Source organism: Streptomyces sp. NPDC001549 (genome assembly GCF_042894025.1).
GTDB lineage: Bacteria > Actinomycetota > Actinomycetes > Streptomycetales > Streptomycetaceae > Streptomyces > Streptomyces kutzneri.
In genome coordinates, this window is sequence record NZ_JBIAVJ010000042.1 from 32,630 (window position 1) to 51,376 (window position 18,747).

An 18,747-nucleotide genomic window follows, 5' to 3' on the forward strand; every position below is an offset into this window, starting at 1 on the left:
GGTTCACTTGTCATGAACCCGCCCGACGCGATCGCGTCCGGGCGGCTTTTTCGAAGATGACCTGGAGAACCCATGGATCAGCTGGGGTCGCGTGCGCCCAAGAAGCGCAGCCGTGCTCTCGCCGTACCCGTCGGCCTGGCGCTCACCGCCTCGCTCGCCTTCCTGCCCGCGGTCTCGGCCTCGGCCGCCCCGCTGGGCGGTACGGCCGGCACGGCGACGGCCTCGCAGGCCGACACCTCCGGCCCCAAGCTGTCGTACGTGGCCAACCTGAACGCGTACGCCACGGTGCAGGCGGCGAAGAAGGCCGTCGAGCGGGCCGGCGGAACGGTGGTGACGTCCTATGAACAGATCGGGGTCGTGGTCGCACACTCCCAGAACCCGGACTTCGCCAAGCAGCTGCGAGCCCAGCGCGGCCTGTTCGTGTCGGTCGGCGCCACCCGGACGGCCCCGATGTCGGCGGCGCGGACCACCGAGGAGGGTGCGACCCAGCAGCTGAGCGCGGCGGACGCCGCCAAGGCGGCGGCAGCGGCCCAGGAGGGTCAGGAGCCGTTGGAGCCCAACCAGTGGGACCTGCGGACGATCAAGGCCGACAAGGCTCACAAGATCAACGATGGCAGCCGGAACGTCACCGTGGGCATCATCGACACGGGTGTCGACGACACCCACCCCGATCTCGCCCCGAACTTCTCCAGGAGCCAGTCGGCCAACTGCGTGGGCGGCGTCGCCGACACCACCGAGGGCGCCTGGCGCCCGTACGCCGACGGGAGCGACCACGGCACGCACGTGGCCGGCACCATCGGAGCCGCGCGCAACGGCATCGGCGTCAGCGGTGTCGCGCCGGGCGTGAAGATCGCCGCGATCAAGGTGAGCGAGCCCGGGACCAGCCTCTTCTACACCGAGGCGGTCGTCTGCGGCTTCATGTTCGCCGCCGAGAAGGGGATCGAGGTGACCAACAACAGCTACTACGTCGACCCGTGGCTCTTCAACTGCAAGTCCGACGACGACCAGAAGGCGCTGGTGGAGGCCATCGGCCGGGCCACCAAGTACGCCGAGCGCAAGGGCACGCTCCACATCGCCTCGGCCGGCAACTCCAACCAGGACCTGGCGGCCGACTCCCTCGTCGACGAGACCAGCCCGAACGACACCACCCCGGTGCCGCGCACCATCGACCCGAAGGTCTGCCTGGACCTGCCCACGCAGCTGCCGGGTGTGGTCACCGTCTCCGCGACCGGCGACAAGGGCCTGCGCTCGTACTACTCCAGCTACGGCCTCGGGGTCGTGGACGTCGCCGCCCCCGGCGGCGACAAGTGGCAGGTCCCGGACACCCCGGACGCCAACGGGCGCGTGCTGTCGACCGTCCCGGGCGGGGGCTACGGCTACAAGCAGGGCACCTCGATGGCCGCTCCGCACGTCGCGGGCGTCGCGGCGCTCCTCAAGAGCACCCACCCGTCGGCCACGCCCTCTCAGCTCCAGGCGATGCTGAAGGCCCAGTCCACGAAGGCGGCCTGTCCGGCGCAGATATACGACGCCGCGGGCACCCTGATCGACGCCACCACCTGCCAGAGCAAGTGGGGGCAGACGGGCTACTACGGCTACGGCGTGATCGACGCGCTCAAGGCCGTGAAGTAGCGGCCGCTGCCGGAACGAGGCGGACGGGCCGGGCGGGGATCACCCGCCCGGCCCGTCCGTCCGTCCGTCCGTTCGTCCGTCCGGCAGGTCAGGGCTTGATCATCACCTTGAGCGCGCTGCGGTCGTCCATCGCCCGGTAGCCGTCCGGGACCTCGTCCAGGGACACGGTCCGGTCGAAGACGGGCGCCGGGTCGATCGCGCCGCTGAGCACGTCCTCCAGCAGCTCCGGGATGTACGCGCGAACCGGGGCCACGCCGCCGCGCAGGGTGATGTTGCGGTCGAACATGACACCGAGGTCGAGGCCGGTGCCGCTGCCGTGCGGGACGCCGACGTAGCCGATGGCCCCGCCGTCGCGGGTGATGTTCACGGCGGTGCGCATCGACTCCTCGGTGCCGACCGCCTCGATGACCGCGTGCGCGCCCCGGCCGCCGAGGAGCTCGCGCACGGCCGCCTCGGCGGCCTCACCGCGCTCGGCGACGACGTCGGTGGCCCCGAAGAGCTTGGCGATGTCCGTACGTGCGGTGTGGCGGCCCAGCGCGATGATCCGCTCGGCTCCCAGGCGCTTGGCGGCGAGGACGCCGCACAGGCCGACCGCGCCGTCGCCGACGACAGCGACCGTGGAGCCCATGCGCACGCCCGCGCCCAGCGCCGCGTGGTGGCCGGTGCCCATGACGTCGGACAGCGCGAGCAGCCCGGTCAGCAGGTGGTCGTCGGAAACGGCCCCGGCGGGCAGCGTCACCAGGGTGCCGTCGGCGTGCGGGACGCGGACGGCCTCGCCCTGGCCTCCGTCGTGGCCGACCGAGCCCCAGAAACCGCCGTGGTCGCAGGAGGTGAACAGGCCCTCCTTGCAGTACTCGCAGGTGCCGTCCGACCACATGAAGGGCGCGACGACGAGGTCACCGGCCCGCACGCCGGACACGGCGGAGCCGGTCTCCTCGACGATGCCCAGGAACTCGTGGCCGATGCGCTGGCCGGGCTGACGCTCGGCCTCGCCGCGGTAGGCCCACAGGTCGCTGCCGCAGATACAGGCACGCAGGACGCGGACGACGGCGTCCTCGGGGCGCTGGATCGCAGCGTCGGGCACCTCCTCCACGCGTATGTCGTGGGGGGCGTGGATGACGGTGGCGCGCATGGTGGTGCAGTCCTCCGGTTCGGGATCGTTCAGTCTTGTACGACTGTGGAACCGTCATACCGTACGCCTGCTTCCCGCGAGGTCGCGCCAGTGGCCAGCAGGTACTGGGCGGCGAGGTACGTGGCCATGATCCAGAAGTCCGGTCGGGGCAGCTGGGGCCATTCGGCGACGCCGGTGGCGATGAGGGTGTCGGAGAGCAGGAACAGCCCGCCGCCGATCCCGGCCCGCAGGCCGAGGGCGCTGGAGCGGAACGCCATGGCCGTGAGCAGCAGGCTGTAGCCGGCCACGGGGATCCGCAGGTCGGCCGGCAGGTCGGACCACAGCAGGGCGACGGTGCCGAGGAGGGCGAGCGTGTACGCGCCTCCGACCAGCGGGTTCGCGGGCCGCTTGCCGAAGAGGACGAGGTAGCAGACGTGCCCGACGGCGAAGGAGCCCATGCCTACGAGGAAGGCGGGCTCGGCGTCGAAGAGCAGGGCCAGGTCCCCGCCCCAGCCGAACAGCAGGGCGGCGAGCAGCAGCCGGGGCGCGCCGCGGGCGGCCATGTGGGTCACGAGCAGCGGCATCAGCAGGGGCTTGGCGATGACGTGCCCGAGGTGCCAGCCGGCGAGCAGCGAGCCGAGGTCGACGGCGGCGGCCACGGCGAAGGCCACGAGGGCGATGCGGCCGAGGCGCGGCCGGCCGGCCGGTGCCTGGTCCGCCGCCCAGGCGGGGGCGGGTCGGCCCGGGGACTCGGCGGTGCTCACGCGGTGGTCTCCTGTACGGCCGGGGCGGCGGGGTCGGCTGCGGCGCCGGCGGCCGGAGCGGGGGCGGATGCTGATCCGGGGGCGGGGGCGGATGCGGGGGCGGGCTGCCAGCCGGGGCCGCGGAAGACGTGTCCGGCCCGCTGGCGCCAGCTCCCGGCGGCGCGCACGTCCCGGGCGATGGCCGCGTACTCGTGGGTGGCCACGCGCAGCGGGTTGTGGGTGCCGATGTTCTTGGTGAGCCCGTAGACGGGCTTGTCCGTCTCCCCCACCCAGGAACCGAACATCCGGTCCCAGACGATCAGGATGCCGCCGAAGTTGCGGTCCAGGTAGCCGCCCTGCGAGGCGTGGTGGACGCGGTGGTGGGAGGGGGTGTTGAAGACGTACTCGTAGGGCCGCGGCAGCTTGCCGATGCGCTCGGTGTGGACCCAGAACTGGTAGAGCAGGTTGATCCCGTAGCAGAACGGGATCGCCGCCGGGTGCACGCCGAGGGCCACCATCGGCAGGTAGAACCACCAGGTGGTGGCGCTGGTCCAGGGCTGGCGCAGGGCGGTGGTGAGGTTGAACCGCCGGCTGCTGTGGTGGACCACGTGGCAGGCCCATAGGATGCGGATGACGTGGTGCAGGCGGTGCTGCCAGTAGTAGAGGAAGTCCTGCGCGAGCAGCATCAGCAGCGCGGTCCACCACAGGAACGGCACGCGCAGCGGGGTCAGTTCGTAGACCGCGGTGAAGACGGCGACGACCGGGATTTTCCAGAGAAGGTCGAAGCCGATACTGCCGAGCCCCATGGTGACGCTCGTGACGGCGTCCTTGGTGTCGTAGCCGGCGGCGTCCTCGTCGGGATGGAGCCGGTAGCTCACCACCTCGATGACGGTGAGCAGCACAAAGGCAGGTATGGACCACAGCACGACATCGGGCAGGTTCGGCATGTCCCGCACCATAGAGGCGCCCTCGGGGGTGCCGCTAGGGGTTGTTACCGATCGGTATCCATCCGGGTTACCGCGGGTACCGCCGATACTGGTCGGCCAGGGCGGGGAGGCCACGTGACGGGATTCGAGACGCTTCTTCTACGGGTGGCGGCCACCGCGGCGAGCGCGGTGGTGAAGTCCTTCCTGGCCCGGACCCCGGGCGCGGGCCTGACGCAGGACCCGGTCGGCCCGGGACAACGCTGGCGCCGTCCCCCTCCGGAGCTGCGCGATCCGGAGATCCGGCGGCTCACGGAGACCCTGGCCGGACGGATGGGCGGAGCGACGGCCCACCTGCCCGAGCACGAGCGCCTTGCGGCCGTGGACGCCGTCGGCGACGCCTTCGCCGCGCTGGGCGCCCTGGACATGGACACGATGCTCTCCCTGGACCTGTCCCCGACGGCCCTCGCCGCGCACGTGCGCGCCCACGGCCCGCCGGCCGGGCTGAGCGTGGCCGGCCAGAAACTGTACCGGGCCCTGGTCGCCCTGAGCTGCGAACACGCGTTGGAACACATGACCCGGCTGCCGGCCTTCGCGGCGCGGGCGGACGTGGAGGTCATCCGCCGGACCGGGGAGCTGACCCGGGCGGTGCGCACGCTCCAGGAGGGCGGCGCGGACGGAGCCGACCACGCCTTCGAGGAGCGCTACGGCGACTACCTCGCCCGCACCCACGGCCGCCTCCAGCTCTTCGGCGTCACCCTGAGCCGCTCCCGGCAGGAGTGGCCGCTGGACGTGGCCTACATCAGCCTCGCGGTGGGCGGGGAGCAACTGCTCCCCGGGAAGGCCGAACCGCACCAGACCGCGCAGAGGGCCGAACGCGCCCTGGCCTCGGCGGACCGGATCCTGCTGCGCGGGCCCGCCGGATCCGGGAAGACCACCCTCATCCAGTGGCTGGCGGTCAACGCGGCCCGGCGGTCCTTCGAGGGAGACCTCGCCCCGTGGAACGCCTGTGTGCCGTTCGTCCTGCGGCTGCGGTCCTTCACCTCCGCCGAACGCCTGCCGCTGCCGGAGGAGTTCTCTCCGCCTCCGGAGTACCGCTGAGCGCCCCGGCTGGCTGGGCCGAGGGGCTGATGCGGGCCGGGCGGGCCCTCGTACTCGTCGACGGGGTGGACGAGGTGCCGCTGCGCCTGCGCGGCCGGACCCAGGTGTGGCTCCGCGGTCTCGTCGCGGCCTTCCCGCGGGCTCGGTTCGTCGTGACGACCCGGCCGTCGGCGGTCCCCGAGGACTGGCCGGCCGGCCAGGGCTTCGCCTCGTACTCCCTGCTGCCCATGAAACGGGAGGACACGGGCGTCTTCATCGGGCACTGGCACGAGGCCGCTCGGGCCGAGGACGCGCGCGACGCGGAGCGGGCGGAGATCGACGCGTACGAGGCCTCCCTGCGGGAGGCCGTGGGCACCCGGCGCGATCTGGCCGCCCTCGCCTCCAACCCCCTGATGTGCGCCCTGCTGTGCGCGCTCAACCGGGACCGGAGGATGCAACTGCCCCGGGCCCGCAAAGAGCTGTACGACGCGGCCCTGGAGATGCTCCTCGTCCGGCGGGACGCCGAGCGGGAGATCACCGGGGTCGAGGAGGTCCACCTCACCCGTGACGAACAGACCCTGCTGCTCCAGCGGTTGGCGTACTGGCTGATCCGCAACGGCCAGACGGAGGCCGACTGCGACGAGGTCGTGGAGATGGTGGAGAAGTGGCTCGACTCCATGCCCCAGGTTCGGGCGCAGGGCAGCGCGGCCGAGGTCTTCAGCCACCTGCTCATCCGCAGCGGCCTGCTGCGCGAACCGGTGCCGGGATCGGTCGACTTCGTCCACCGGACCTTCCAGGACTACCTCGGGGCAAAGGCCGCGGTGGAGGCGCGCGACCTGGGCGTGCTGGTGAGCAACGCCCACGACGACACCTGGGACGACGTCGTACGGATGGCCGTGGGCCACGCGCGTCCGGACGAGCGGGCCACCCTGCTGCGGCGGCTCCTGGGACGGGCGGACAAGGTGAAGAAGTACCGCAGCCGGCTGGTCCTGCTGGCTGCGGCCTGCCTGGAACACGCGCCGGAGCTGGATCCGGCGGTCCGCACCGAGATCGAGCAGCGCACGGCCGAACTGTTGCCGCCCCGCAGCGCCGCGCAGGCCCAGGAGCTGGCGAAGGCGGGCCCCTTGGTGCTGGAGCTGCTGACGGAACCCCTGTACCTGGAGGAGGACGCGGCCGCGGCCACGGTCCGGACGGCCACGCTGATCGGCGGCGAGCAGGCAATGGAGCGCCTCGCCCGGTTCCGGCCGGACGATCGCTACAAGGTGCGCCGGGAACTCGCCGACGGCTGGGACCGCTTCGAGGACGTGAACGGGTACGCCGACGCGGTGCTAGCGCGCACCCGCCTGGACGACGTCCAGCTGTGGGTGGGCAACCGGGACCAGTTCGCCGCCCTGAGCCGGCTCCACGGGATCGAACGGATCCACCTCACCTGGGACCGGCCGCTGCCCCCCGAGGTACTGGCCCTGCAGGGGTTGCGCCACCTCACGCTGCTGCGCAGCCCGCTGACCGGCCTGGCCCCCCTCACGGTCTTCGAGGACCTGACGTCCCTCGGGCTGTACGACTGCCCGAGGATCGAGTTCCTCGACCCCCTGAACGCGCTGCGGCTGGACACCCTGTCCCTCACCGGCGTCCGCGACCGGCTGAGCCTCGCCCCGCTGGCCCGCATGGACACCCTGACCGTCCTGAACCTGAACTACGCGGTGGCCGGCATCGACCGGGTCTCCGAACTGCCCGCTCCCCCGGGGCTGACGGCGCTGAGCCTGCTGCCGCAGGCGGCGCACCTGGCCCTGGACGGGATCGACCGCTGGCCGGGGCTGACCTGGCTGACGCTCTCCGGGTCCGAGCGGGTGGCGGACTTCATGGCGCTGCCCAATCCGGGCGGCCTGACGGGGCTCCAGGTCCTCGACGCGCGGTTCGGCCCCGAAGCGCTCCTGCGGTGTCCCCGCCTGGAGACGCTCGCCCTGAGCAACTGTGACCTCCCCGCGGGCCTGCACGCCCTGCGGGAGCTGCCCGAACTGACCAGGCTGAGCCTCTTCAACGGGGGCGAGTACGACCTCGCGCCCCTCGCACCGCTGGACCGACTGCGGATCGAGGTCGGGGCGAACGTCCGGGTGCACGGGGCCGAGCTCGTGCCGCCGGAGCGGATCACGTACCTCCCGTGAGCCGCCCCGGCCGGGCGCGGGCCCGCCGGGGCGGCCCGGGTCCCCCACGGACCGAGCGACCCCGGCGGGAGCCGGTGTCACCAGACCCGGACCGACCCCCCTCGGGCGAATGCCGGGCTGGTGGCCTCGGGCGGGATCTGCGTCAGGGGTTCCGCGATCTCCGAGACCAGCGGGCCGTGCTTGGCGGCGACCGCGTCCAGCAGGGCGAGGTCGAAGCCGTACACGCGGGCCGCGTTGCCGCCGACCATCGCGGCGACCTCCTCGCGCGGGAGGCCCGCGTAGGCGATGCGGAGGCCCTCGCGGGAGAAGGGGGTGGTGCCCTCGTCGTGGGGGTAGTCGCTGCCCCACATGATCTTGTCGAGGCCGATCCGCTCCCGCAGCGGGACCTCGTGGGGGCGCATGAAGCTCGCTCCCACGAAACAGTTGTCCCGCCAGACCTCGCTCGGGCCCCGGCCCATCGACTCCGCGAGGCCCGCCCCGAACTTGGACTCGGCCGTGGCCGATGCCGCGACCAGGCGGCCGTGGTAATAGTCCAGCATCTCCAGCACGCCGGGGATCCACCCGGAGCCCTGCTCCGTCAGGACCAGCTTCAGGCCCGGGTGGCGGCGAAAGGCTCCGCCGAAGACGAGGTGCCACAGGGCGCGGTGCGAGAACCAGGTCGTCTCCACCATGAAGACGGCCCGGGCCGCAGGTTCGTCACCGAGCGGCGGCGAGGCCGAGCCGCCGTGGTGGTTGACCGGGACGTCGAGCTCGTCGCACACCGCCCAGATGGGGTCGTAGGCGGCGGAGTACAGCTCGGGGACGGTGGAGCCGGGCGGGACGCCCGGGAGCAGGATGCCGCCCGTCAGGCCGGCCGCCCGGGCCCGGCGGATCTCGCCGACCGCCGCGTCCACGTCGTTCAGCAGGATCTGTGCCACCCCCGCCCGCCGCCCCGGCGCGTCCGCGCAGAAGTCCGCCAGCCAGCGGTTGTGGGCCTGCAGCCCCGCCCAGCGCATCTCGTACTCGGCGGCCGTCGGCGGCTGGGCCATCAGGGAGGCCTTGGGGAAGAACGGCGGGATGGTGTTGGGGAAGAGGACCTCGGCGACGATGCCGTCGGCCTCCAGTTCCGCGAGCCGCCGCGCCGAGTTCCAGTTCCGGTCGGCGGTGTCCGCGAGGAGGTCCTCGTACGGGTTCACATAGGTGGCGGCCCAGGCGTCGAAGTCCTCGTGGTGGCGCTTCTCCAGGTACGGCTTGTAGTCCAGCAGGTCGGCGCCCGCGTGGCAGTCCGCCGAGATCACCGTGTAGCGGTCCTCGGACGTCACGGGTTCACCCCCAGCACCGGGAAGTCGTTGTCGGTGAGCCAGTGGCGGCCCACCTCGCGGGAGCGGGCCCAGGAGGCCTCCACCGCCGCCTGGTCCGGGGACTGGCCCAGCTCGGCCGGGGTGGGGCCGATCCGGCGGGCGATCGGGGCCAGCTTCGCGGTGTCGAAGCCGAAGACCCCGGCCGCCGCGAGTCCGAGCATCCGGCGGGTCTCCGCGACCGGGATGTCGTGGAAGGTGTTCTTCAGCCAGGCCCGGGTGTTCGGCCAGGTGCCCTCGGGGTGCGGGAAGTCCGAGCCCCACAGGATGTTGTCCACGCCGATCTCGTACCGCTGCGCGAGCTCCCGGCGCTTGGTGTTCGTCGCGCAGATGAAGACCTGGCGGTCCAGGTACTCGCTGGGCGGCCGCTTCAGCTCCTCGAACGGCGAGAGCTTCTTGCCGCCGTGCGCGCCGAGGTAGAGCCGGTCCATGAACCACAGCTGGTTCGGCAGCCACCAGCAGCCCGCCTCGGCAACGCCGAACTTCAGCCCGGGGTGGCGCTCGAAGACCCCCGACCAGAGCAGGAACCACAGCGGGCGGGCCGGCCACCAGGTGACCTCGGAGACGAAGATGCCCAGGTGATCGCCGTACTCGTGGCGCGGCGAGGACCCGGAGTGGGTGACGATCGGCATCTGCGTCTCGGCGGCCGCCGCCCAGACGGGGTCGTAGCGGCGGTCGTGGTAGGGCGCCTTGTCCACCCACATCGCGGGGATCATCAGCGCGCCCAGCCCGGACGCCTTGGCCCGGTGGATCTCGGCGACGACCTTCTCCGGCTCGCCCGTGATGGGGAGCAGGGCGACTCCGCAGTGCCGCTCCGGGTGCTGCCCCACGAACTCCGCGAGCCAGCGGTTGTGCGCCTGCGCGCCCGCCATGCCGAGCTCGGGGTCCTGGTCGCCGGAGAGGCCGAGGCCGACGCCGAAGGGGGCGGCGGTCTGGCTGTCGACGGCGTCCGCGTCGGGGAAGACGACCTCGGCGGCCACACCGTCGCCGTCGAGTTCCTTCAGCCGCTGCCCGGTGTCCCAGCCGCCCTTGAGGCCTTCCTCGTGGTCGTGGAACCACTTCTCGGCGAAGGCCTCGTTGCGGACGCCGAGGCGGGTGGCCTCCGCCCGGCGGGCGTCGCGTTCGCCGAGGAACTCGTCGAATTGGGGGTGGAAGCGGGAATCCAGGTAGGGCCGGTACTGCTCGGTGGGCAGGCCCGCGTGGCAGTCGGAGGAGATGATCAGGTACGGGTCTTCGGTCCGGTCTTCGGTCCGGTCTTCGTTCGTACTCACCACTGACGCCCCTCAGTCGAGGATGAAGCTTTCCAGGTAGCCGGGGTTGGCCCGGTCGAGCATCGACTGCGACCGGGCGCGGATCTGCCGGTCGCTGTGTTCGCTCGCCGGGAGCATCCAGAAGCGGCCGGCGCGGATTCCGTCGACGACGTGCTCGGCGACCTCCTCGACCGGGGTGAATTCCACCTCGTGGCCGGCCTTCCTCATCGCGGCCTCGTACTGGTCGAGGCTGCGGTACGGGGCCTTGCGCGGCCGCTCCTTCGCGTAGCGCTCGGGCCGGTTGCGGTGCGACTCCCACAGTCCGGTGCGCAGCATGTACGGTCCGGGGAACAGGACGGAGGCCCCGACGGCGGCGCCCTCCGCCTTGAGGTGGGCGTAGAGCGACTCGGTCATGGTGACCACGGCCGCCTTGGTGACGGCGTACACGGACGCGGTGGGCAGCGGGGCGATGCCGCCGTCGCCGGAGGAGGTGTTGACGATGTGGCCGGGGCCGCCGGCGGCGATCATGCGGGGGGCGAAGGCCTGGATGCCGTGGAAGACCCCCCACACGTTGACGGAGAAGGCCCACTTCCAGTCGTTGGGCTCGTGCTCCCACATCCGGCCCTCGGCGCCGGAGCCGACGCCCGCGTTGTTGCAGAGCACGTGCACGGCGCCGAAGGCCTCGTAGGCGGCGTCGGCGAGCGCGATCACGGAGTCGCGGTCGCTGACGTCGACCACTCCGGCGAGCACCTGGGCCCCGTCCGCGACGAGTTCGTCGGCGGCCTTGTGCAGGGCGCCCTCCTCGACGTCGGCGAGGACCACCTTCAGTCCCTCGGCGGCGAAGCGGCGGGCCATGGCGAGGCCGATGCCGCCGGCGGCTCCGGTGACCACGGCCACCTGTCCTGGTTCGAGTCGCATGTCAGACACTCCCATCGGGCGGTCCGTCGAGGATCTGCATGGGGTCGTCGTAGCGCTGGTGGATGTACGGGAGCAGGGCCTGGGCGCTGACCCGCTCGACGACCCGGCCCTTCTGGTCGGTGGTCTTCTCGCCGATGGTGATCTCCACGATCCGGCGGACGGGAAGGTCGGCGACCGGATCGAACATCGACTCCCGCAGCACGACGTCGCCGGTGACGTGCTCCAGCTTGCGGACCTTCTCGTTGCGCGTGCAGTGCACGAGCACCGGGTCCACGTCGAAGCCCGAACCGTCCACGGCGGGCAGGAACTTGAAGTAGAAGTCGGTCTTCTGGGCGGGCTCGGGCAGCGGCAGCGCGCGGTCCACCGCCCCGCGCACCTCGACGAAGGCGATCCCGTGCCGGGCGAGAGCGGCCCGTACGACGAGGCCGTCGCGCTCCACGGTGACCTCGCCCAGCTTCTTCGGCTCGCCGAAGACCTCGCGGCCGCCGGTCAGGGCGCGCTCCAAGGTCATCGGCATGACCAGGGGGTACCAGCCCTCGACCCCGCCGTGCCGGGCGGCGACGGCCACCGAGCCGGCGCCGAGCGGGTAGCCGGGCAGGTCGACCTTGCTGATGTTGGCCCGCACCAGGGGCCGGTCGGCCGGTTTGAGCGGCGGCGGCAGGACCGCCGCGACCACGTCGGGGTCGCTCTCCCAGACGGCCACGACGCCGGTGGACCAGATGTCGGGGAGTTGGGAACTCTTCTCGCGCGACGCCGCGATCTCGGCCTCGGTCCGCGCTCCGTACCGTACGCGTGCCATGTCTCGCACCATCCCTCGGCTCGGGGGGAGTCGGTTCTGTAACACAGTTACACCGCCACCGATGAAGGGTAAAGACCCCTGCACGGACCAGAATTGACGATCCGACAGATTGGTGGTGGACACCGTGGCCAGAACCACGCTCACCCGCGACGAGGTGCTGGACGCCGCCGCGTCCCTGGTCATGCAGCACGGTCCGGCCGCGCTCACCATGCGGGGGCTCGCCGCCGAGCTGGGCACCGCCGTGACGTCCATCTACTGGCACGTCGGCAACCGTGAATCGCTGCTCGACGCCCTCGTCCAGCGGACCGTGGAGGAGATGGGCGCGATCCGGCCCACCGGCCGCACCCCGGCCGACCGGATCATGGCGGTGGCCCGGATCCTGCGCCGCGAGCTGCGGACACGTCCGCACCTGATCGCGATGGTCCACGAACGCGGGCTCACCGAGCGGATGTTCCTGCCCGCCCAGCAGGCACTCGTCCACGAGGTGCACGCCGCCGGGCTGCGCGGCGCCCGGGCGGCGGACGCGGTCCGCGCCGTCCAGTTCCAGGTCGTCGGGTACCTGCTCGTCGAGCGCAACCGCGAACGCTCCCCCGCGCAGTCCCCGGCCGAGAGCGAGCTCTGGGACCCGGCCGCGGCCCCCCACGACCCGGCGCTCGCCCGCGCCCTGGCCCGCCCGGCGGACCCGGACCGGCTGTTCCTGCTGTCCGTACGGGCCCTGGTGCACGCCCTGCTCGCGCCGGACGGTGCGACCGACACGGCCGACACGACCGGCACGGCCGACACAGCCGACACAGCCCCGCCGCGATAAATCGCTTGGCGCGCTCCCGCACCCGTGGTTGTATCTGCGGCGCGGGGGCGGCTCCGCGACGTGCTTCCTTCTCACCTTCCTCTGAAAACCGTAGCGCGTCCCCTCTCCGCCCCCGCCCACTCTCCCTTTCCGGTTCCGGAGGACTCCCCCCTTTGCCCGAGCTGTCGACCGTCCTGTTGCGCCGTCTGCACACCGTCTACGTCGACCAGGCCGGGCCACGCCCGGGCGACCCGTCGACGACCGAGGGCCTGACGGCCCTGGAAGCCGAACTGCTCGACCGGGGCTACGCCCTGACGGGCCCGCTGCGTTCGGCACTCGCCTGGCTGGGACCCACCGGACTCGCCGCCGCCGGCACGCAGTTGATCGGGGACATCGACATCCTGCTGGGCGCGGACCGCACCCACATGCCGCTGTTCCGCTCGTTCCCGGCCTCGGTGCCCGACGACACCCACGCACTGTGGATCGACCGCGTCCTGACCCTGCTCCTGCAGTGGCCGGACCAGCCGTGCGTGCTGTGCGCGACCGTCGGCAGCGTCCACCCCGTCGCCCCGTGCGCCCACCTGGTCTGCCGGACCTGCTGGGACGGCGCCGACTACACCGGCTGCCCGGTCTGCCACCGCCGCGTCGACGCCGACGACCCGTTCATCCGGCCGTCCCCGGACCCGGGCGAGGTTCCCTCCGGGGGCGGTCCGCTGCGGCTGCTGGCCTTCGGCACCGACCGCGCGGCCGACTCCGTCACCGCCCTCGGCAAGCTGCTGGCCCGCCGCACCCCGCTCTCGCCGCAGGACACCGAGGAGGCCCGGGTGCTCCTCGCCCACGTGCCGGCCGGCCTGGACTGGCTCCCGGACGCCGTCCCGGTGCGGGAGACCAAGGCCCTGGTGCTGGGCACCCTGCTGCGCGAGCGCCGCACGCGGGAGACCGTACGGACCCTGCTGCCCGAAAGGCTCACCACCGCCACCGACGTGCTGCGGCTGCTCGCCGTGTGGTCCGGCGGAGAGGCCGACCTCCTGGAACCCCCGCGCCTGCGCTCCCTGCCGCGCCCGCTGCGGCGCGACCTGCTGGCCGTCCTGGACGGGCTCGATCCCGCGCTGCTCGTCGAGGACGTACTGCGCCACGAGGACCTGTGGAAGCGGGCCGCCGAGATCCTGCACCCCTTCGAGCGGTACGCCCGCCACCCGCGCGCCGCCCTCGCCTTCGCCGTGCTGCGCGGCACCGACACCACCGGCACCACCGGCACCGCCCTCGGCGCCGCGCTGCTCGCCACCGCGGCCGCGTACCCGCACGCGGTACGGATCGACGGCTCGCGCATCCGGGCGGCCACCTGGCTGGGCCGCGCCGAGGAGGCCCTGCGCAGCGGGGATCCGGACCGGGCCCTGGCCGTGCTGGCCGAACGGCCCGGTGAGCTCGTCCGGCGCCTGGACCACCTGCTGCGGCTGTACGCGGCCGACACCCTGGCGCCGCAGGTCGCCGAGGTACTGGCGCAGCGGCTGCCGAAGGCCGGGCCGGGGCCCGTGCTGTCCGCGCTCGGGCGGCTGCGGATCCGCCATCTGCCCGGTACCCGGCGGGTGTTCTTCCCGCGCGGACAGGTCGCCCACTCCTTCACCGTGGACGACGGCCGGGCCCCGCTGGCCGAGGCGGTGACCCGGGCGGTGTGCGAGCTGTTCGAGGCCGAGGTGCTGCGCCGGCTGGCCGCGGCCGACCCGTACGACATGGCGGTCCTCGACTCCCGCCTCGCCCACCTCCACGTCCCCTCCGCCGAGCGGGCGGCGGCGAAGGCGCTGGTCACCGTCCCCAAGGGCAGCTTCCAGGCGCTGCCGGACGGCGAGGTGCTGCGCATGTTCCTGCACTGGATGGAGCCGGCGCGCAAGCGCGTGGACCTGGACCTGTCGGTGGTGCTGTTCGACGCCGACTGGAATTACGCGGGCCTGTGCGACTTCACGAACCTCGTGTACGGCGCGCGGGCCGTCGTCCACTCCGGCGACCTCGTCTCGGCGCCGGCGCCGCACGGGGCGAGCGAGTACGTGGACATCGACCTGGACGCCCTGGCCGACTCCGGTGTGCGCTTCGCCATGCCGGTCGTCTTCAGCTTCAACAACATCCCCTTCGAGCTGCTGCCCGATGCCTTCGCCGGGTTCATGGCCCTGCCCACCCGCTCCGGCCGCACCGCCCGCTACGACCCGCGGACCGTGCGCCAGCGCTACGACCTGGTCGGCAACTCCCGGATCCACGTGCCGCTCCTCGTCGACCTGGAGCGGCGCGGGTTCCTGTGGACCGACGTCCACCTGCCGGACGACGAGGGCTACCACAGCGTGTGGGCGCACCAGGAGGACCTGGCCCGGATCGGCCGCGACCTGTTCCAGTACTTCTCGACCGGCCGCACCACCCTGTGGGAGCTGGCCGGCTGGCACGCGGCCGCGCGCTGCCGCGAGGTGACCGTGCTGCGCCGTACGCCCCGGCCGAGCGACCCCGACGAACTGTGGACCTACCGCCGGGGCTCCGGCGAGGGCACCGCAGCCTTCGCCGCCCGGCTGGTCGGCCTGCGCGATCCGGACGGCGTGCTGGCCTCCGCGGAGGCCGACGCCCTCGCGGGCACCGCGGCTTCGGGGCGGTCGGTGTTCCTCGCGCTGGTGGACGGCGAGGTCGCGCCCGCCGGCGCGAGCGGCTCCGTATACCGGCTGCTGCCGGGGCCGGTTGACGGCTGCGGCCTCGAACAGCTCGCGGCGGGCGACCTGGTCGCCGCCCTGGGCTGACGGCCGGGAAGCGCCGGTGCGGCCACGGGTGTCAGTCGGGGCCGATATCCTCTGTGACCATGCTCGACGACCGTACGACCGCAGAGACGATGTGGCCGACCGCGTACCCACAGGGGTACGCGGTCGTCGACGTGGAGACCACCGGGCTCGCTCGCGACGACCGGATAGTCTCCGCCGCCGTCTACCGGCTCGACGCCCAGGGCAATGTGGAGGACCACTGGTACACGCTGGTCAACCCGCGGCGGGACCCGGGACCGGTGTGGATCCACGGGCTGACGAGCGCGATGCTCGCCGACGCCCCGCTCTTCGAGGACATCGCCGGGGAGTTCGCCGACCGGCTCGCGGACCGGGTACTGGTCGCGCACAACGCCATCTTCGACTGGCAGATGATCGCCCGGGAGTACGCGCGGGCCGCCGCGACCGCACCGGTCCGTCAGCGGCTGTGCACCATCGCCCTGTCGAAGGAACTGAACCTGCCGCTGCCCAACCACAAGCTGGAGTCGCTCGCCGCGCACTTCGGCGTGGTCCAGCAGCGCGCCCACCACGCGCTCGACGACGCCCGGGTGCTCGCGGAGGCGTTCCGTCCCTCGCTGCACGCGGCCGCGCAGGGCGGCGTACGGCTGCCCCTGCTGGAATGCCGGCCGCTGACGGAGTGGTCGGACTCCGCCGTCACCCCGCGGGTCGGGTACCAGGCCTCCTACCGGGGCAGCAGCTGGCGGCCCTCGCGCAAGCGGCCGCCGTGCCCGCACCCGAATCCGGGGCGCTTCGAGGACGGCAAGCCGCTGAAGCAGGGCATGCGGATCGCCTTCTCCGGTGACACCTCGGTGGAGCGGGAGCTGCTGGAGGACCGTGCGGTCGAGGCGGGCCTGCACATCGCGACGAGTGTGTCGCGGCTCACCAGCCTCCTGGTGACCAACGACCCCGATTCGGCGACTTCCAAGACGGTCAAGGCGAAGAGCTTCGGCACGCCGGTCGTCGACGAGGCGGCCTTCACCCAGCTGCTGCGGGACGTGGCCCCGGCCGAGTCCTGAACCGGAGAGCCGTTGCGCCGGCCGGGTGCAGGCGCGGCGACTCACCCCGCTGGATCTTGTTCCGCTCCTTCCCCGTGCGCAGCATTCGGCCCATGGCACGTTGTGAGGTCTGCGGAAACGATTACGGCATGTCCTTCGAGGTGCACGCGCAGGGCGCCGTGCACGTCTTCGACTGCTTCTCCTGCGCCATCCACCGCATGGCGCCCGTCTGCGAGCACTGCCGGGTCTCGATCATCGGCCAGGGTGTCGAGGTCGCGGGCCAGTGGTTCTGCGGGGCGCACTGCGCCCGGGCGGAGGGGAAGGTGGGCATCGTCGACCGCGTCTGACTCCCCGCGTCGCGACCCGTCCCGACACCCCGTTGCGACACCCCGTCCCGACACCCCGTTGCAACACCCCGTCCCGACACCCCGTTGCAACACCCCGTCCCGGCATCCCGTCCCGACATCCCGTTCCGTACGCCATGACCCCGGACGGCCACCCGGCCGCCGGGGTCCTTCGCGCTGCGGGTACCGTCGTGGGCGTGTACCGCTTTGTGCTGACCCGGCAGTGGGTGTTCCTCACCCTGATGGCCCTCGCCCTCATCCCCGCGATGATCGAGCTGGGGTTCTGGCAGTACCACCGCCATGAGCACCGGGTCACGCAGAACCAGCTGATCGAGGCGAACCTGCGGGCGAAGCCGGTCCCCATGACCGGGATCACCTCCCCCGGGCACCGGGTCCCCCGCGCGGACTTCTGGCGCTCGGTCACCGCGACCGGCACGTACGACACCGCGCACGAGGTCGTCGTCCGGATGCGCACCGACAACGACGACAAGGTCGGCTTCCACGTCCTGACCCCGCTGGTCCTCTCCGACGGCCGGGTGGTCCTGGTCAACCGGGGCTGGGTGGCGGGCGGCGACGACCCGCGCGCCTACCCCCCGGTGCCGGCCGCACCCGCGGGCGAGGTCACGGTCACCGGCCGGCTGAAGGCCGACGAGACCAGCGGCGGTAGCGGCATCAAGGACCGCAAGGGCCTGCCGGACCGCCAGGTGATGCTGATCAACAGCGAGCAGCAGGCGGAGTACCTGGGCCGGACGGTCCTCGGCGGATACCTGGAGCTCACCGCTCCGGCCCCGGCGGACGGCACCCCGGAGACCGTCTCCGACCCCGACCACGACTCGATCGGCCCGCACATGGCGTACGCCGTCCAGTGGTGGCTGTTCGCCGGCGCGGTTCCGGTGGGCTGGGTGGTCCTCGTACGGCGGGAGAAGCGCGAGCGCGAGGAAGAGGCCGCCCGGGCCGAAGCCTCCCGGCAGGAGCCGGCGACGGCGTAGCGTGTCGGCATGGATCTTGGACTGAAAGACCGTGTCTACATCGTCACCGGGGCCACGCGCGGCCTCGGCCTCGCCTCCGCCCGGGAACTGGCCGCCGACGGTGCGAAGGTGCTCCTGACGGGCCGGGACGAGAAGCGGGCGGCCGACGCCGCCGCCGAGCTCGGCCCGAACGCGGCCGGTGTGGCGGCCGACAACTCCGACCCGGAGGCGGCCGCACGGCTCGTCGCCACCGCGCGGGAGCGCTTCGGCCGCCTCGACGGCATCCTGATCAGCGTGGGCGGCCCGGCGCCGGGCTTCGCGGCGGACAACACCGACGCACAGTGGTCGGCGGCCTTCGAGTCGGTCTTCCTGGGCGCGGTCCGCCTCGCCCGGGCGGCGGCCGCCGAGCTGGGCGAGGGCGGGGTCATCGGCTTCGTCCTGTCGGGCTCGGTCCACGAGCCGATCCCCGGCCTGACCATCTCCAACGGCCTGCGCCCGGGCCTCGCCGGCTTCGCGAAGTCCCTCTCGCTGGAGCTCGGCCCGCGCGGGATCCGGGTGGTCGGCCTGCTTCCGGCCCGCATCGACACCGACCGCGTGCGCGAGCTCGACGCGCTGTCCGGTGATGCGGAGGCCGCGCGTGCCGGGAACGAGTCCCGCATCCCGCTGCGCCGGTACGGCGCACCGGAGGAGTTCGGCCGCACGGCGGCCTTCCTGCTCTCCCCGGCGGCGTCGTACCTGACGGGCATCATGCTCCCGGTCGACGGCGGCTCCCGGCACGGCTTCTGACCCCGGGAGGATCCGGAGGAGACGGCCTGGTGCACTAGTGTGATGCGCCAGAAATCCTGATGGTTATTTCTGCTCGGTTTGCTGGTTGGCGGTTCCGACCTTGGTGAGGTAGTCGGCGAGGGAGTTGAG

16 protein-coding genes are annotated in these 18,747 nt (G+C 72.7%); 9 read left to right on the forward strand and 7 right to left on the reverse strand.

The genetic code is table 11. The features are described from left to right. The first annotated feature begins 72 nt into the window (after positions 1-72). Entirely contained in the window at positions 73-1,629 is a 1,557-nt protein-coding gene (locus ACFY04_RS40435; protein WP_389125505.1) for a S8 family serine peptidase, read from the forward strand. Between the two features lie 88 nt (positions 1,630-1,717). Here the strand turns inward: ACFY04_RS40435 and ACFY04_RS40440 are convergent, their stop codons facing one another. Genes ACFY04_RS40440 through ACFY04_RS40450 form a run of 3 tightly spaced genes read right to left on the reverse strand, consistent with a single transcriptional unit; the run spans position 1,718 to position 4,430 of the window. After that, positions 1,718-2,761, reverse strand: a complete 1,044-nt coding sequence (locus tag ACFY04_RS40440; RefSeq protein WP_389125508.1) for a zinc-dependent alcohol dehydrogenase family protein — start codon at positions 2,759-2,761, stop codon at positions 1,718-1,720. A gap of 29 nt (positions 2,762-2,790) precedes the next feature. Then, positions 2,791-3,504, reverse strand: a complete 714-nt coding sequence (locus ACFY04_RS40445) for a lysoplasmalogenase (protein WP_389125511.1) — start codon at positions 3,502-3,504, stop codon at positions 2,791-2,793. Then, positions 3,501-4,430 carry a sterol desaturase family protein gene (locus tag ACFY04_RS40450; protein WP_389125513.1) on the reverse strand — a complete coding sequence of 310 codons (930 nt, stop codon included), beginning with the start codon at positions 4,428-4,430 and terminating at the stop codon, positions 3,501-3,503. The genes ACFY04_RS40445 and ACFY04_RS40450 overlap by 4 nt, the downstream gene beginning before the upstream one ends. Positions 4,431-4,544: 114 nt before the next feature. Between ACFY04_RS40450 and ACFY04_RS40455 the strand changes: the two genes are divergently transcribed. Further along, positions 4,545-5,507, forward strand: coding sequence for an NACHT domain-containing protein (locus ACFY04_RS40455; protein ID WP_389125516.1), 963 nt, complete (start codon positions 4,545-4,547; stop codon positions 5,505-5,507). Between the two features lie 29 nt (positions 5,508-5,536). Continuing rightward, positions 5,537-7,648, forward strand: coding sequence for an NACHT domain-containing protein (locus ACFY04_RS40460; protein ID WP_389125519.1), 2,112 nt, complete (start codon positions 5,537-5,539; stop codon positions 7,646-7,648). 77 nt (positions 7,649-7,725) lie between these two features. Here ACFY04_RS40460 and ACFY04_RS40465 read toward each other — a convergent pair whose 3' ends face one another. Genes ACFY04_RS40465 through ACFY04_RS40480 form a run of 4 tightly spaced genes read right to left on the reverse strand, consistent with a single transcriptional unit; the run spans position 7,726 to position 11,952 of the window. Next, positions 7,726-8,949 (reverse strand): amidohydrolase family protein, encoded by a 1,224-nt coding sequence (locus ACFY04_RS40465; protein WP_389125521.1) that lies wholly within the window; start codon positions 8,947-8,949, stop codon positions 7,726-7,728. Beyond that, entirely contained in the window at positions 8,946-10,256 is a 1,311-nt protein-coding gene (locus ACFY04_RS40470) for an amidohydrolase family protein (RefSeq protein ID WP_389125523.1), read from the reverse strand. The genes ACFY04_RS40465 and ACFY04_RS40470 overlap by 4 nt, the downstream gene beginning before the upstream one ends. 12 nt (positions 10,257-10,268) lie before the next feature. Further along, positions 10,269-11,153, reverse strand: coding sequence for an SDR family NAD(P)-dependent oxidoreductase (locus tag ACFY04_RS40475; protein ID WP_389125526.1), 885 nt, complete (start codon positions 11,151-11,153; stop codon positions 10,269-10,271). A gap of 1 nt (position 11,154) precedes the next feature. After that, the gene (locus ACFY04_RS40480; RefSeq protein WP_389125528.1) at positions 11,155-11,952 is read right to left on the reverse strand and encodes an acetoacetate decarboxylase family protein; all 798 of its coding nucleotides are present in this window, start codon (positions 11,950-11,952) and stop codon (positions 11,155-11,157) included. Between the two features lie 124 nt (positions 11,953-12,076). Between ACFY04_RS40480 and ACFY04_RS40485 the strand changes: the two genes are divergently transcribed. The 6 genes from ACFY04_RS40485 (at position 12,077) to ACFY04_RS40510 (ending at position 18,618) form a co-directional block, all read left to right on the forward strand. Further along, entirely contained in the window at positions 12,077-12,760 is a 684-nt protein-coding gene (locus ACFY04_RS40485) for a TetR/AcrR family transcriptional regulator (protein ID WP_389125530.1), read from the forward strand. Positions 12,761-12,912: 152 nt separating this feature from the next. Beyond that, positions 12,913-15,510 (forward strand): MXAN_6230/SCO0854 family RING domain-containing protein, encoded by a 2,598-nt coding sequence (locus ACFY04_RS40490; RefSeq protein ID WP_389125533.1) that lies wholly within the window; start codon positions 12,913-12,915, stop codon positions 15,508-15,510. Positions 15,511-15,563: 53 nt separating this feature from the next. Continuing rightward, on the forward strand, positions 15,564-16,541 hold the full coding sequence (locus ACFY04_RS40495) for a DEDDh family exonuclease (RefSeq protein WP_314249169.1): 978 nt from the start codon (positions 15,564-15,566) through the stop codon (positions 16,539-16,541). A gap of 92 nt (positions 16,542-16,633) precedes the next feature. Beyond that, a complete protein-coding gene (locus tag ACFY04_RS40500; protein ID WP_030009585.1) occupies positions 16,634-16,867 on the forward strand; it encodes a hypothetical protein in 234 nt (77 codons plus the stop codon). 194 nt (positions 16,868-17,061) lie between these two features. After that, on the forward strand, positions 17,062-17,853 hold the full coding sequence (locus ACFY04_RS40505; protein WP_389125536.1) for an SURF1 family protein: 792 nt from the start codon (positions 17,062-17,064) through the stop codon (positions 17,851-17,853). 9 nt (positions 17,854-17,862) lie between these two features. After that, entirely contained in the window at positions 17,863-18,618 is a 756-nt protein-coding gene (locus tag ACFY04_RS40510) for an SDR family oxidoreductase (RefSeq protein WP_373042993.1), read from the forward strand. The last annotated feature ends 129 nt before the right edge of the window (positions 18,619-18,747 follow it).

What these genes read in the sequence shown, in the direction of transcription:
- ACFY04_RS40435 (WP_389125505.1), top strand. Translation starts at nt 73, where the DNA reads ATGGATCAGCTGGGGTCGCGTGCGCCCAAGAAGCGCAGCCGTGCTCTC.
- ACFY04_RS40440 (WP_389125508.1), bottom strand. Translation starts at nt 2,761, where the DNA reads ATGCGCGCCACCGTCATCCACGCCCCCCACGACATACGCGTGGAGGAG.
- ACFY04_RS40450 (WP_389125513.1), bottom strand. Translation starts at nt 4,430, where the DNA reads ATGCCGAACCTGCCCGATGTCGTGCTGTGGTCCATACCTGCCTTTGTG.
- ACFY04_RS40460 (WP_389125519.1), top strand. Translation starts at nt 5,537, where the DNA reads ATGCGGGCCGGGCGGGCCCTCGTACTCGTCGACGGGGTGGACGAGGTG.
- ACFY04_RS40475 (WP_389125526.1), bottom strand. Translation starts at nt 11,153, where the DNA reads ATGCGACTCGAACCAGGACAGGTGGCCGTGGTCACCGGAGCCGCCGGC.
- ACFY04_RS40480 (WP_389125528.1), bottom strand. Translation starts at nt 11,952, where the DNA reads ATGGCACGCGTACGGTACGGAGCGCGGACCGAGGCCGAGATCGCGGCG.
- ACFY04_RS40500 (WP_030009585.1), top strand. Translation starts at nt 16,634, where the DNA reads ATGGCACGTTGTGAGGTCTGCGGAAACGATTACGGCATGTCCTTCGAG.
- ACFY04_RS40510 (WP_373042993.1), top strand. Translation starts at nt 17,863, where the DNA reads ATGGATCTTGGACTGAAAGACCGTGTCTACATCGTCACCGGGGCCACG.